Source organism: Aquimarina gracilis, assembly GCF_035285365.1.
Lineage (GTDB): Bacteria > Bacteroidota > Bacteroidia > Flavobacteriales > Flavobacteriaceae > Aquimarina > Aquimarina gracilis.
In genome coordinates this window covers 195,994-210,509 of record NZ_JAYKLX010000001.1, presented here as the reverse complement: position 1 = coordinate 210,509, position 14,516 = coordinate 195,994, and the positions used below count along the sequence as shown (strand labels likewise).

Annotated in this window: 13 protein-coding genes and 1 riboswitch; of the genes, 12 read left to right on the top strand and 1 reads right to left on the bottom strand. The window is 36.0% G+C overall.

Annotated elements, in window-relative coordinates; all coding sequences use genetic code 11:
• Positions 1-225: 225 nt before the first annotated feature.
• From U6A24_RS00835 to U6A24_RS00795, 9 genes are all read left to right on the top strand, one after another.
• A complete protein-coding gene (locus tag U6A24_RS00835; RefSeq protein WP_324178034.1) occupies positions 226-492 on the top strand; it encodes a DUF2061 domain-containing protein in 267 nt (88 codons plus the stop codon).
• A gap of 98 nt (positions 493-590) precedes the next feature.
• A complete protein-coding gene (locus U6A24_RS00830; RefSeq protein ID WP_407653985.1) occupies positions 591-1,223 on the top strand; it encodes a phosphoadenosine phosphosulfate reductase domain-containing protein in 633 nt (210 codons plus the stop codon).
• 20 nt (positions 1,224-1,243) lie between these two features.
• Positions 1,244-2,203 (top strand): sulfate adenylyltransferase subunit CysD, encoded by a 960-nt coding sequence (cysD, locus tag U6A24_RS00825; protein WP_324178033.1) that lies wholly within the window; start codon positions 1,244-1,246, stop codon positions 2,201-2,203.
• Between the two features lie 97 nt (positions 2,204-2,300).
• Positions 2,301-3,548: a sulfate adenylyltransferase subunit 1 gene (locus U6A24_RS00820; protein ID WP_324178032.1), complete on the top strand. Its 1,248-nt coding sequence runs from the start codon at positions 2,301-2,303 to the stop codon at positions 3,546-3,548.
• Between the two features lie 109 nt (positions 3,549-3,657).
• The gene (locus U6A24_RS00815; RefSeq protein ID WP_324178031.1) at positions 3,658-5,748 is read left to right on the top strand and encodes a HEPN domain-containing protein; all 2,091 of its coding nucleotides are present in this window, start codon (positions 3,658-3,660) and stop codon (positions 5,746-5,748) included.
• Between the two features lie 62 nt (positions 5,749-5,810).
• Positions 5,811-6,581 (top strand): uroporphyrinogen-III C-methyltransferase, encoded by a 771-nt coding sequence (gene cobA / locus U6A24_RS00810; protein WP_407653984.1) that lies wholly within the window; start codon positions 5,811-5,813, stop codon positions 6,579-6,581.
• 20 nt (positions 6,582-6,601) lie between these two features.
• Positions 6,602-7,204 carry a precorrin-2 dehydrogenase/sirohydrochlorin ferrochelatase family protein gene (locus U6A24_RS00805; RefSeq protein ID WP_324178029.1) on the top strand — a complete coding sequence of 201 codons (603 nt, stop codon included), beginning with the start codon at positions 6,602-6,604 and terminating at the stop codon, positions 7,202-7,204.
• The gene (locus tag U6A24_RS00800; protein ID WP_324178028.1) at positions 7,191-8,246 is read left to right on the top strand and encodes an NAD(P)/FAD-dependent oxidoreductase; all 1,056 of its coding nucleotides are present in this window, start codon (positions 7,191-7,193) and stop codon (positions 8,244-8,246) included. Before U6A24_RS00805 ends, U6A24_RS00800 begins: the two co-directional genes overlap by 14 nt.
• Positions 8,247-8,388: 142 nt before the next feature.
• Positions 8,389-8,709, top strand: a complete 321-nt coding sequence (locus tag U6A24_RS00795) for a 2Fe-2S iron-sulfur cluster-binding protein (protein WP_324178027.1) — start codon at positions 8,389-8,391, stop codon at positions 8,707-8,709.
• A 4-nt stretch (positions 8,710-8,713) separates the two neighbouring features.
• Here U6A24_RS00795 and U6A24_RS00790 read toward each other — a convergent pair whose 3' ends face one another.
• Positions 8,714-9,142 (bottom strand): cytochrome c oxidase assembly factor Coa1 family protein, encoded by a 429-nt coding sequence (locus tag U6A24_RS00790; RefSeq protein ID WP_324178026.1) that lies wholly within the window; start codon positions 9,140-9,142, stop codon positions 8,714-8,716.
• 194 nt (positions 9,143-9,336) lie between these two features.
• On the opposite strand from U6A24_RS00790, the gene U6A24_RS00785 reads away from it, so the two are divergent.
• From U6A24_RS00785 to metH, 3 genes are all read left to right on the top strand, one after another.
• On the top strand, positions 9,337-10,203 hold the full coding sequence (locus U6A24_RS00785; protein WP_324178025.1) for a hypothetical protein: 867 nt from the start codon (positions 9,337-9,339) through the stop codon (positions 10,201-10,203).
• Between the two features lie 186 nt (positions 10,204-10,389).
• A riboswitch (SAM riboswitch) is annotated at positions 10,390-10,517 on the top strand.
• A 94-nt stretch (positions 10,518-10,611) separates the two neighbouring features.
• Entirely contained in the window at positions 10,612-11,619 is a 1,008-nt protein-coding gene (locus U6A24_RS00780) for a homocysteine S-methyltransferase family protein (protein ID WP_324178024.1), read from the top strand.
• Positions 11,616-14,306: a methionine synthase gene (gene metH, locus U6A24_RS00775; RefSeq protein ID WP_324178023.1), complete on the top strand. Its 2,691-nt coding sequence runs from the start codon at positions 11,616-11,618 to the stop codon at positions 14,304-14,306. The genes U6A24_RS00780 and metH overlap by 4 nt, the downstream gene beginning before the upstream one ends.
• Positions 14,307-14,516: the final 210 nt, after the last annotated feature.

The following is a 14,516-nucleotide window of genomic DNA, read 5'->3' as shown; positions in this document are numbered from 1 at the left end:
ATCTAGGTTCTTAAACGTAGTTTTTGTTCTAGATATTGTTCAAGTTGTATTTCGTAAAATTAGTAATCAGTACAAATAATCGCTATTAGCAATCATATTACTTAAATAATATCCGATTTGTTAGTAATTCAATAAAAATCGACTAAAGTGTTCTGAATATAAAATTTTATATATACATTTGTTCAATAATCTACTAATCCGATAGGGTAATAGAATTTAAAAAAAATGATTGTAGATCAAATGATATTAGACAAAGTAGCTACACAAAAGACAACATATCGTGATGATAAGTCTTCTGAGAAACCTGTGCGCAGTATTGCAAAAGCAGTTAGTTGGAGGATAATAGGAACCCTTGATACTTTAATAGTATCTTATTTCCTTACAGGTGAAATAGTGCTGGCAACTTCGATAGCGTCAATTGATTTTGTAACCAAAATGATTCTTTATTTCTTCCATGAAAGAATTTGGAATCGAATTAAATGGGGAAAATGACACAAAGTGTCATCCTGAATTCTTGCCCGTCCGTCAGGTGGGTATTTCAGGATCTCATAAGTAGTAAGGGAAGAAATTCGCTAATAGAAAAAAGAAAAATGAGTGTGATTTTAACTGAAAAAGAAATTAAAGATTTAAATATATCGCTAAAAGATAAAAGTCCTTTAGAAATTGCGCAATGGGCAGTTTTGAATGCCAAAAAACCGGTGGTTACGACAAATTTTAGACCGTATGAGTCTGCAATTTTAAATGCGTGTTCAAAGGCATTGTCTGATATCCCTGTGATATGGTGCGATTCTGGCTATAATACGCCTAATACCTACAAACATGCAGAAGAAGTAATAGAATTATTAAACCTAAATATAAAACTGTATGTGCCAAAGCAAACTACGGCGCATAGAGATGTGCTTATGGGTATCCCTGATATAGATGATCCTTTGCATAAAGTGTTTACAGAACAAGTTAAACTGGAACCCTTCAAAAGAGCAATGGCTGATTATACTCCTGATGTATGGTTTACAAATCTTAGAAAAGGCCAAACGGCTCTGCGAGATTCTTTGGATATTTTAAGTATGGGTAAAGATGGAGTTTTAAAGGTGAGCCCATTCTACTATTATTCAGATGCAGAACTTGATGCGTATTTAACCGAAAACAAATTGCCTAACGAATTTAAGTATTTTGACCCAACCAAGGTTTTAGAGAATAGAGAATGTGGGTTACACACTAACTAATAAATGACGAAAAAAATAGTATGGAGATATTAGAAAAGAAAGTTGAACAATTAAATGGATCTGCAGGTAATCTTGCTGATACTTCTATTCTTAATGTGAATCCTCTTGAAAGTGAAGCGATCTATATTTTTAGAGAAGTTGCTGCTCAGTTTGAAAAGCCAGTATTACTTTTTTCTGGTGGTAAAGATTCCATTACCCTTGTTAGATTGGCTCAAAAGGCATTTTACCCTGGTAAGATACCTTTCCCATTATTGCATATTGATACAGGACATAATTTTCCTGAAACTATCGAATTTAGAGACAGATTAGTAGAGGAGCTTGGAGTAGAACTGATTGTTCGTAATGTTCAAGATTCTATTGACCAAGGTAAAGTTGTTGAAGAAAAAGGGAAGTATGCAAGTAGAAATAGTTTACAAACAACGACACTTTTAGATGCTTTAGAAGAATTCAAATTTGATGCCGCCATTGGTGGAGCACGTAGAGATGAAGAAAAAGCTAGGGCCAAAGAAAGAATATTTTCGGTAAGGGATGATTTTGGTCAATGGGATGAAAAAAATCAACGTCCAGAATTGTTTGATCACCTTAATGGAAAAATTGATCTTGGACAAAATGTACGTGTGTTTCCAATTAGTAATTGGACAGAATTGGATGTTTGGAGTTACATCCAAAAAGAAGGTATTGAAATCCCGTCGATTTACTTTGCTCACAAGCGTAAAACTTTCATAAGAGACGGTATGATTTGGTCTGCAGAGGATGATGTGGTGTATAGAGAAGAAGATGAACTTGTAGAAGAACGAATGGTACGTTTCCGTACTGTTGGTGACATGTCATGTACGGCAGCGGTGCTTTCTGATGCAATAACTATTGATAAGGTGGTTGCAGAAATTAGGGAATCAACCATTTCTGAAAGAGGAGCTCGAATTGATGACAAGCGATCCGAAGCTGCTATGGAAAAAAGGAAACAACAAGGATATTTCTAATGATACTTTTTGTTGTCATTCCAGCGTAAGCTGGAATCCATATTTTGATAATAAATAATAAAGAATATAACCCCAAAGAGAAAAATAAATAATAGCTATGGATGTATTAAAAATAGCAACAGCAGGAAGTGTAGATGATGGAAAAAGCACCTTAATCGGTCGAATCTTGTATGATACAAAGTCATTAACTACAGATAAATTAGAGGCAATTGAAGCCAGAAGTAAGGCTAATGGTTTTGACTATCTTGATTTTTCATTGGCTACAGATGGATTGGTAGCAGAAAGAGAACAAGGGATCACCATTGATGTTGCCCATATCTATTTTTCTACAAAATCAAAAAGCTACATTATAGCGGATACTCCTGGGCATATTGAGTATACACGAAACATGGTTACTGGCGCTTCAACCTCACAAGCTTCAATAATTTTGGTTGATGCCCGTAAGGGAGTTATAGAGCAAACGTATCGCCATTTTTTTATCAATAATCTATTGAGAGTAAAAGATGTAATAGTTGCTATTAATAAAATGGATCTTGTAGAATTTTCACAAGAAAAGTTTGAGGGGATCAAGGCAGATTTTGAAAAACTTATTGAAAAAAGTAATTATAAAGAACAAAATATCACTTTTATTCCGGTAAGTGCTTTACAAGGGGATAATGTAGTAGATAAATCTGAAAATACCCCATGGTATAGCGGTCAGACATTATTAGAACACTTAGAAGAATTAGATGCTCAAGATGTTTACGAAAAATCACAGGCCCGTTTCCCAATTCAAACGGTAATTCGTCCTAAGACAGATGATTTTCATGATTTTAGAGGATATGCCGGTAAATTATATGGAGGTGATCTTGCTGTTGGAGATGAGGTGACTGTTTTACCTTCGTTAACGACTTCAAAAGTAAAAGAGATTTACTTCTTCGATCAAAAGTTTGACAAAGCGGGTAGAGGAAGTTCATGTACAATTACCTTAGAAGATGATGTAAATGTAAGTCGTGGCGATATGATTGTAAAATCATCAGAGAAACCAAAAACTGAAAAACAACTTACCGCCACCGTTTGTTGGATGGATAGTGTAGCTCTTAATCCAGGCACCAATTATTTTGTGCAAAGTGGTAGTAATCGCATTTTGGCTAAAGTCAAAAGTATTAGTGGCAGTATAGCTACTGACTTTTCTGGAGAGGATACGTCTAAAAATGCGTTACAATTAAATGAGGTAGGGAAAGTACAAATACAACTAAGCAAACCGTTAGCCTTTGATTCTTATAGTAATAACAAGGCTTCGGGTTCATTTATACTAATCGATTCACAAACCAATAACACATCGGGCGTCGGTTTTATCGAATAGATAAAATCGTTCTGAAAACAAGGAAAAACTAAAATTTTTTAAGAGCAAAAAAACACCATACAAAAGTCATAACTATGCCCTTTTTTAAAGGGTCAAATACGAAAAAAAGATGCAAAGTTTTAGAACTGAAATAGAAAACCCTGTTGTTGAAAAAGACATTATCGAATTAGCCAATAAGATTGAGCAATTCCATAAGGGGAAGATTGATGAAGAGAAGTTTCGTAGTCTGCGTTTGGCACGTGGTGTTTACGGACAGCGTCAGGAAGGCGTGCAGATGATTCGTATTAAATTGCCGTATGGTAAGGTGTTAAGTAATCAGTTAAGACGTATTTGTGAAGTGTCTGATGAGTATTCAAGAGGGCGACTTCATATTACTACACGTCAGGATATTCAGATTCATTATGTGGATCTAAATCGTACTCCAGAGCTTTGGGCAGAACTTGAAAAAGATGATGTCACCTTAAGAGAGGCTTGTGGTAATACGGTTCGTAATGTAACAGCATCAGAAACAGCGGGTGTTGATCCAAAAGAACCATTTGATGTTTCACCTTATGCAGATGCATTATTTCGTTTCTTTTTAAGAAATCCAATCTGCCAGGAAATGGGGCGTAAATTTAAAGTTTCATTCTCCGGATCTGATGAAGATACTGGGTTGTCGTATATGCATGACCTTGGTTTTATTGCTAAAATCGAAAATGGTATCCGCGGATTTAAAGTCATGTTAGGTGGTGGATTAGGTTCTCAACCTAGACATGCAGACGAGTTGTATAGTTTTTTGCCTTCAGATAAAATCATTCCGTTAATGGAGGGAGTGCTTCGAATTTTTGATCGTCATGGAGAACGTAAAAGTAGAGCCAAAGCCAGAATGAAATTCTTAATCAAAGATATTGGGTTAGAAGCATTCAAAGAATTGGTGGAGGCTGAGCAAAAAGCTATAGTACAAAAATCTGTACCGATCGATGCAGAGGCGTATAAAGCTTCAGTTCCTGTTAACATTGAAGCCCCAAAAGTTGAAGTTAAAGATCAAAAGGCTTTCGATTTATGGAAATCGACCAATGTGATTCCTCAAAAGCAAGAAGGGTTTGTAGCTATTGGTATCAAAGTACTTCTTGGGGATTTTTATACAGATAAGGCAAGATTGTTAGCCGATTTAGTTGAAAAGTATGCAGCAGGTGAAATAAGATTATCATTGCGCCAAAATATTTTAATTCCTTTTGTAAAAGAAGATTTAGTTCCATTTTTCTACCAAGAGTTAGGTAAGTTAGGGTTTACAGAAGCTGGATATAACAAAGCCGTTGATATTACTGCTTGCCCAGGAACCGATACATGTAATCTGGGAATTGCCAGTAGCACAGGTATTGCTGAAGAGTTAGAGCGAGTAATCAAAACCGAATATCCGCAATACCTCGAAAAAGAAGATTTGGTAATCAAGATAAGTGGATGTATGAATGCTTGTGGACAACATAATATGGCTAATATTGGTTTTCAAGGAATGTCTGTTCGAACCAAAGATAAACTAGTTGCACCCGCACTTCAGGTATTGTTAGGAGGTGGAAATTTAGGAGACGGAAGCGGTCGTTTTGCCGATAAAGTTGTAAAAATACCAAGTAGACGAGGTCCAGAGGCATTACGAAGAATACTAAATGATTTTGAAGCTAATGCAAATGGCAAACAGTTTGTAGCGTATTACGCAGAGAAAGGCGAAAAATATTTTTATGACTTTCTTACTGATCTTTCTAACGTAGATAATTTAACGCCACAAGATTTTATCGATTGGGGTAACGAAGAGGAGTATGTGAAGGCCATCGGAATCGGAGAATGTGCAGGAGTTGTGATAGATCTAATAGCAACTTTATTTCTTGAAAGTGAAGAAAAGATCGAAAATGCTAAACGATCATTTGATAATGAAGTGTATTCTGATGCTGTATACCATGCGTATAGCTCATTGGTAAATTCTGCTAAAGCTTTATTATTGGCAGAGAATAAGAAAACAAATACCCATGCAGGAATTATTCGCCAATTTGATGAAGAATTCGTAGTTACAGGAAAAATAGAGTTAGACGGAACATTTGCAGATCTGGTATATCAGCTTCAAAAAAATGCTCCTAGCAAAGATTTTGCTTTAGATTATATCAAAAAAGCAGGCCAATTTTTACAAAAAGTGCAAAAGTACAGACTGGCTGAGGTAGAGAGCGTTTAATGCTATAACTTTGATTGAATTTCAAAGAAAAATTAGTTGAAGTGAAATGATTTAAATCATAAATGATGATGAATAAAACACCGAAATTGACCGTTGTAGGCGCAGGTCCTGGAGACCCGGATTTGATTACACTTAAGGCTATCAAAGCTCTTAAGTATGCTGATGTGGTGTTGTATGATGCACTCATTAATGAGGTTCTATTAGACTATGCTTCGAATGCTGAAAAGATTTTTGTAGGTAAACGAAAAGGTTGTTACGCGTATCAACAAGAACAGATCAACGAACTCATTGTAAGTAGGGCTAAAAGCCATGGGCATGTGGTAAGATTAAAAGGAGGGGATCCATTTATTTTTGGGCGAGGGGCCGAAGAAATTGATTATGTACAACAATTTGATATAGAAACTGAAATGGTTCCAGGAATTTCTTCATCCTTAGCAGTGCCAGCATATCAAGGGATACCTCTTACAAAGAGAGGTGCTTCAGAAAGCTTCTGGGTGATCACAGGAACAACAAAATCTCATAAATTGTCCCAGGATGTTTACCAGGCAGCAAAATCGAACGCAACGGTGGCAATTTTGATGGGAATGAGTAAGTTAAGTGAAATAGTTAGTATCTTTGCAGCCGAAAACAAACAAAATGTTCCAGTAGCAATTATTCAAAATGGGACCACTGAGAATGAGCAGTTTGGATTCGGTACTATCGAGAATATAGAGCAGGTAGTTGCTGATAAAAAATTATCATCTCCGGCTATAATTGTGATAGGTGAAGTAGTAAACCAACGGGTTAAACTGACTTCGATTTGTAAAGAAGTACAGGAAGAAATCGTATCTTGATAGTTCAGGATAGCTATAAGATGGAAGAAAGAAATAATTTATATCCAGTTTTTCTGAAAGTAAAAAACCTTCAAATCCTAATCGTAGGAGGCGGAAATGTAGCCGAAGAAAAACTTACGTTCTTAACAAAATCTAGCCCAGATGCTAAGGTGACCATGGTTTCTACTATGTTTAGAGAAGATACTATAACCTTAGCAAACAAGTTTGGGGTAGAAATGATTACAAAAAAATACCATAAACGTTTTCTGAAAGGGAAACATATTGTGATTGCTACAACAGATGTGCCCGAAGTTAATATGAAGGTATACAAAGATTGTAGAAAAAGAAGCAAATTGGTAAATGTAGCAGATAACCCACCATATTGTGATTTTTATATGGGTGGGATTGTGACCAAAGGTAATGTGAAGGTGGCTATTTCGACTAACGGAAAGTCGCCAACAACAGCCAAACGTCTACGTCAGTTTTTTGAAGAAGTATTACCAGAAAACATAGACGATTTGGTGAAAAATTTAAGTGAATACAGAAAAACAATAAAAGGTGACTTTGAAGAAAAAGTAGAAACACTCAACGAATTCACCAAAGGATTAATAGGAAAAAAAGAAGTTGAACATGATAAAGACTGATATTTTAATTATCGGAGCAGGACCAACAGGTTTATTTACTGTTTTTGAAGCAGGATTACTGAAGTTGAAAACACATCTTATTGATGCATTGCCACAACCTGGGGGGCAATGTTCAGAGATATATCCTAAAAAACCAATTTATGATATCCCTGGATTTCCAGAGATTCTTGCTGGTGAGTTAGTAGATAACCTAATGGAGCAGATTAAACCTTTTAATCCGGGTTTTACACTTGGCGAAAGAGCAGAAACTATAGAAAAGTTAGATGATAATACCTTTTTGGTAACAACAAACAAAGGTACGCAACATAATGCACCTGTAGTTGCAATTGCAGGAGGATTAGGTTCGTTCGAGCCGCGTAAACCGCCTATTCCTAATATCACAGATTTTGAAGATAAAGGTGTGGCCTATATCATTCGTGATCCAGAAGTGTATAGAGACAAAAGAGTTGTAATAGCGGGAGGAGGAGATTCTGCTTTGGATTGGACGATCTTCTTGGCTGAAGTGGCCAGCGAGGTTACTTTGGTACATCGAAGAAACGAATTTCGCGGGGCTTTAGATTCTGTAGAAAGAGTGGCAGAGTTATCAAAGCTTGGTAAAGTAAATCTTATAACCGAAGCCGAAGTAAAAGAATTAAAAGGTGATGATCACATTACAGGTGTTGGGATTAAACATAAAACGAAAGGTGATATCCACTTAGATACTGATTATTTTATCCCATTATTTGGGTTGTCTCCAAAGTTAGGTCCTATTGCTAACTGGGGATTAGAGATCGAAAAAAATGCAATTAAAGTAGATAATTCATACGATTATCAAACTAATATTCCTGGTATATATGCAATTGGAGATGTAAATACCTATAAAGGAAAACTTAAACTGATCTTATCTGGTTTTCACGAGGCGGCAATTATGTGTCAGAGTGCGTATCAAAGAATTTTCCCTGATAAAAAATATGTGATGAAATATACTACCGTTGGCGGTGTAGAAGGATTTGATGGAACGAAAAAAGAAGCTAAAAAAGAAGTAGTAAAAGCAATTATATAAGTTCCCCTCCCCCCAAAGGGGTTGTCCAGAGGGAAACAAAAAAAGAGAAGAATGATTCGCTAGCCGAATCATTCTTTTTGTTATAAATTTGAAAAATCATCAAATAACTAATTTTAAGGTCCAATTTGGCCATACATTGAACATGTCAGATATTACCATAAAGATAAAAGATAGAGAAGGTGAAGTACACGAAGTGCAAGCACCAACAGATATGAATATGAACCTAATGGAGGTTTGTAAAGCGTACGAACTTCCGGTTGAAGGAACCTGTGGAGGTATGGCTATGTGTGCTTCATGTCAATGCTATGTTTTATCAGATCATGAGCTTCCAGAAATGAGTGATGACGAAGATTTGATGCTAGCCGAAGCTTTTTATGTTGAAGATAATAGTAGACTTGGTTGTCAAATCCCAATTACTCCAGAATTAGATGGTCTAGAGGTCGAATTGGCACCAGAGTCCTAGAACCCTATTTTTTAAATATTTCTATAGTTTCTTTTTTCGGTTTTTTTATTCTAACCGTAATTTTTTGATATTCCCATGTATCATTTTGACGATGCGCGAGGATATCAAGCATACCTTTCTTTTTGCTTCCTAAAAGTTTAACGGTAATATTTACAGTATTGTTATTATTACTATACATTACTTCCCCCTCAATTAAGCGTAAAAAATTATATTCAGATATTTCACCTAATTTTTGAACTACTGTATCATTTTTATTGGCCATTTTATAAGCTTCTTTGATCAAACCAGGTTGCATATGTGCTGAGCCGTATCTGAATGTAGCATCTCCTGTAAAATAAAAAAATACTGTTATTAATAAAGCTATTGTTGTTGAAGGAAAGGCCCACTTCCAATGACGAGTTAACCAGCTTTTTTTAGGTGTAGAATCATTCATTTTTGTTACTTCTTTTTGTTTAGATGTTTAAAATGACTGCTTTTTGAGTGCAATAGTTGCATTAAGACGTATACTTTTTCTTACATTTTTAGGGTGTTTCCCTTGTAAAATGGGGTGTTTACCTCTATTTAAGAATGTTTGTGAGACGTATTTTTAATGCAATACTTAAAAAACAACTAAGAAAATCATACGTCATGAAAACAAAAACATTGGAACTAAAACATTGGATCTTACCATTACTTTTGGGTGTTATTTTATTATTTGCGAATTGTGAAAGAGAACCCCTTGTTGAAGAAGAATTAAATGTGTCAAATACCGAAGAGGAAGATGTTATTACTAAAGAAAAGAAAAAGTACTTAGAAGAGAAAGGATATGATCTCATTAATATCGATATCGACATTATTGATATTGATTGGTGTTCGATTGTACCAAACTTATCTGGATATTATTATGCCAATGATGGTGGGCATTATTATGTAAGGCATATCAATAATAAAATTTATTGGTTTGGAGAACACCCATCGGGTATCTGGGCCAATGTCTTTACAGGAACAATAAGTGGTAAAACAATTACAGGAGATTTTTATGATGTTCCAAAAGGGAGGATAGCGGGTTCAGGTAGTTTAACATTAAGAGTAGGCTGTTTTGGAAGTGGTTTTACCAAAGTATCCGGAAACAATTTTGGAGGGTCTGTTTGGACCAAAGCGATACTTCCTACAAATTTACCGCGTCCTCGTTCTGCTGGGTTCGGAGTGCGAAATGATTTTAATGATATAACAGGCAAATGGATAGGAAATGATGGCGGGCATTATTATATAAGACAAATTGGGAATCGAGTTATTTGGTTTGGTGAACATAGTTTTACCAGTGGCCGCCCGGCATGGGCTAATATAGCTTGGGGAAGCAGATTTTATAGCCAGTTATGGTTAGACTGGATAGATGTACCCAAGGGAAATACAAATAGTGCAGGGGGAATTTTAAGAGGATTTGTTGAAGAGCCTAATTACATATCGTTGGGTCACAATACAGGAGGGTTTGGAGGTTCAAAACTCTGGAGGTAATATAAAAATTAAATAAATGATAAAAGAGATTGCTTTACATGCAATCTCTTTTTAGTTTCTGTAAAAAAAACCGGATATTTTCGTAAATTGATAAAACCGTCAAATAAACTTGCAAAACAAAAGGCTATGCCTTTAATTTGTAACCGTATTAGCAGTTAAAACTGTTTGGTTCATATAATTATTAAATTGTTATCAAGAAAGGTGGAGGGAATAGACCCTTTGAAACCTTAGCAACCCTTTATGAGTACTGATGCCAGTCAGAATTTTAAAGAAGGTGCTACATTCTATCCTAACTTGTTGGGAATAGATAACGAAGACTCATAGCTCATGCTATTTTTCCATTTGTTTTCTTGATACTTTTGTTTGTACTTTTTTACAAAGAGTACCTTAGCATTATAACGTATTTGAATGAATGACATAAGAAAAATAATAAAAGAAAGGATACTTATTTTAGATGGAGCAATGGGTACAATGCTACAACGTCATAAGTTTACCGAAGAAGATTTTAGAGGAGAAAGATTTAAGGATTGGCCAATTCCTATTCAAGGGAATAATGATGTGCTTAGTCTTACGCAACCCGGGGCGATCAAAGAAGTGCATAGGCTTTACTTCGAGGCAGGGGCCGATATTGTAGAAACAAATACATTTTCTGGTACTTCTATAGCAATGGCTGATTATAAAATGGAAGACTTGGTATATGAATTGAATTATGAGTCTGCAAAAATAGCACGGGAAGTAGCAGATGAATTTACATCCAAAGAGCCTAATAAACCCAGATTTGTAGCAGGTGCAATAGGTCCTACCAATAAAACCGCAAGTATGTCGCCAGATGTAAACGATCCGGGGTATAGAGCCGTAAGTTTTAACGAATTAAAGATTGCTTATAGAGAACAGGTTGAAGGATTATTAGATGGTGGAGCCGATATTTTGTTGGTCGAAACCATTTTTGATACCCTTAATGCCAAAGCAGCTCTTTTTGCTATTGAAGAAGCTAAAGAAGAACGGGACATTGAAGTTCCAGTCATGGTAAGTGGTACTATTACTGACGCCAGTGGAAGAACATTATCTGGGCAAACAGCTGAAGCCTTCTTAATATCGGTTTCACATATCCCGATGTTATCTGTTGGGTTTAATTGTGCGCTAGGGGCAAGTCAACTTACACCACATCTCGAAGTATTATCACAAAAAGCACCTTTTGCTGTTTCGGCACACCCAAATGCCGGATTGCCAAACGCTTTTGGAGAATATGATGAAACACCAGAGCAAATGGCATCGCAGATTAAAGAATATTTAGATAAAAACTTGATTAATATAGTTGGAGGATGTTGTGGGACCACACCAGAGCATATAAAAGCTATTGTCGATTTAGTTAAAGAATACAAACCACGTTTATTAGAAACTGAAGTATCGTTATGAATAGGGAAGAGGAAAGATATATGAAATTATCAGGCCTGGAACCCTTGATAATTACTCCAGAGTCCAACTTCGTAAATGTTGGTGAACGAACCAATGTAGCAGGGTCACGCAAATTCCTTCGATTAATTAAAGAAGAAAATTATGAGGAAGCCCTATCGATTGCCAGACATCAGGTAGAAGGAGGAGCACAGATCATCGATATTAACATGGATGATGGCTTGATTGATGGTAAAGAAGCTATGGTTAAATTTCTGAATTTGATAGTGGCAGAACCCGATATAGCCAGAGTTCCTATAATGATTGATAGCTCAAAATGGGAAATTATCGAGGCTGGATTGCAAGTGGTTCAAGGAAAATGCGTTGTGAATTCTATTAGTCTGAAAGAAGGAGAAGAAGAGTTTATAAAACATGCAAAGGCTATAAAAAGATATGGGGCAGCCGTCATAATAATGGCTTTTGATGAGGTAGGTCAGGCAGACAATTATAATCGTCGAATTGAAATCGCCAAACGATCATATGATGTTTTGGTAAATCAAGTGAAGTTTCCACCGGAAGACATTATTTTTGATTTGAATATTTTTCCAGTTGCCACCGGAATGGAAGAACATCGCAAAAATGCAGTCGATTTTATAGAAGCAACGAGATGGGTACGCCAAAATCTGCCTCATTGTAGTGTTAGTGGAGGAGTAAGTAATGTTTCTTTTTCGTTTAGGGGAAACAATACCGTGCGAGAAGCAATGCATTCGGTATTTCTATATCATGCAATTAAAGCAGGAATGAATATGGGTATAGTAAACCCAGCAATGCTTGAAGTATATGATGATATTCCAAAAGAATTATTAACGCATGTCGAAGATGTAATTTTAGATAGAAGAGATGATGCAACCGAGCGATTACTAGACTTTGCTGAAACGGTTAAAGGTTCTAAGAAAGAGAAAACAGTCGATCTTTCCTGGCGAGAAGAATCGTTACAAGACCGAATTACAAGAGCCCTGGTAAAGGGAATAGATCAATTTATAGAGGAAGATGTTGAGGAGGCTAGACGAATCGCAAGTAAACCTATCGAAGTTATTGAAGGGCACTTAATGACAGGAATGAATGTTGTAGGTGACCTTTTTGGTTCAGGAAAAATGTTTCTTCCGCAGGTGGTGAAATCTGCACGTGTTATGAAAAAGGCGGTGGCTTATTTGCTTCCGTTTATCGAAGAAGAAAAGAAAAAAGCCCCTAAATCGGCGCAAGGAAATGGTACCGCAGGTAAAGTATTAATGGCAACGGTAAAAGGCGATGTTCATGATATAGGCAAAAATATTGTTTCTGTAGTACTTGGATGCAACAATTATGAGATTGTTGATTTAGGTGTTATGGTTCCTCCAGAAAAAATAATTCAAACCGCCATAGACGAACAGGTAGATATTATAGGATTAAGCGGTTTGATTACACCTTCATTGGACGAAATGGTATTCCTTGCCAAAGAAATGGAACGTAAAAATCTTAAAATTCCATTATTGATAGGAGGAGCAACAACATCAAAAGCGCATACAGCGGTTAAAATTGATCCCCAATATAAAAATGCTGTAGTGCATGTTAATGATGCTTCTAGAGCAGTGACTGTGGTAGGAGATCTTTTAAATAAAAGAAGTAATCAAAAATATATTGGAGCCCTTAAAGAGGATTACTCAACCTTTAGAGAGGGATTTTTGAAAAGAACAAAGAAGAAAGAATATTTGTCTATAGAAGATGCTCGCACCAATAAATACAAGATCGATTGGTCAACTTCAGAAATAGCAAAACCAAAAAAGTTAGGAATTCAAACACTTGAAGATTTCGATTTAAAAACACTTGAACCATATATCGATTGGACGCCTTTTTTTAGATCATGGGATCTTCATGGAAAATACCCAGAGATATTAACCGATAAAATTGTTGGAGAACAAGCAACCTCTCTGTTTAAAGATGCACAAGAGTTATTGCAAGAGGTATTAGATCAGAAATTATTGCAAGGAAAGGCAATATTTGGATTGTTTGAAGCGAATACAGTTAACGACGATGATATAGAAGTTCTTCATGGAGCTGATGTTTTTAAATTCAGAACCCTACGTCAACAATTGAAAAAGCATGCCGGTAAACCCAATTTTGCTTTAGCAGATTTTATAGCTCCAAAAAAGTCTGGAATTCAAGATTATATAGGGTGCTTTTGTGTAACTACTGGTTTTGGAACCGCAGCGTTGGCAGAGCAATTTGAGGCGAATCATGATGATTATAATTCTATAATGATAAAAGCACTTGCCGATCGGTTGGCCGAAGCTTTTGCAGAATATCTTCATGAAAGAGTGCGCAAAGAAGATTGGGGGTATGCCATCGACGAAACTTTGTCCAACGAGGAACTTATAAAAGAAACTTACAAAGGAATTCGTCCAGCACCCGGATATCCTGCTTGCCCTGATCATCTAGAAAAATTGACCATTTGGGATTTACTTAAAGTGAAAGAATATATTGGAGTAGATTTAACCGAAAGTTTGGCTATGTGGCCTGCAGCTTCGGTATCTGGATATTATTTTGGTAACCCAGAAGCTCGATATTTTGGCTTAGGAAAAATAAAAAAGGACCAAGTAAAAGATTTTGCAGAAAGAAAGAATATTGATTTTGAATATGCCAAAAAATGGTTGAGTCCTAATTTGCAAGATTAATATGAATAAGAGTAATGTTATACAAAATAGATTATAATACTTGGCTTCGTGTCTGTTTACAGACACGAAGTTCCGAGGTTCTTTTTTGAAGTTCCGAGGTTCTTTTTTGAAGTTCCGAGGTTCTTTTTTGAAGTTCCGAGGTTCTTTTTTGAAGTTCCGAGGTTCTTTTTTGAAGTTCCGAGGTTCTTTTTTGAAGTTCCGAGGTTCTTT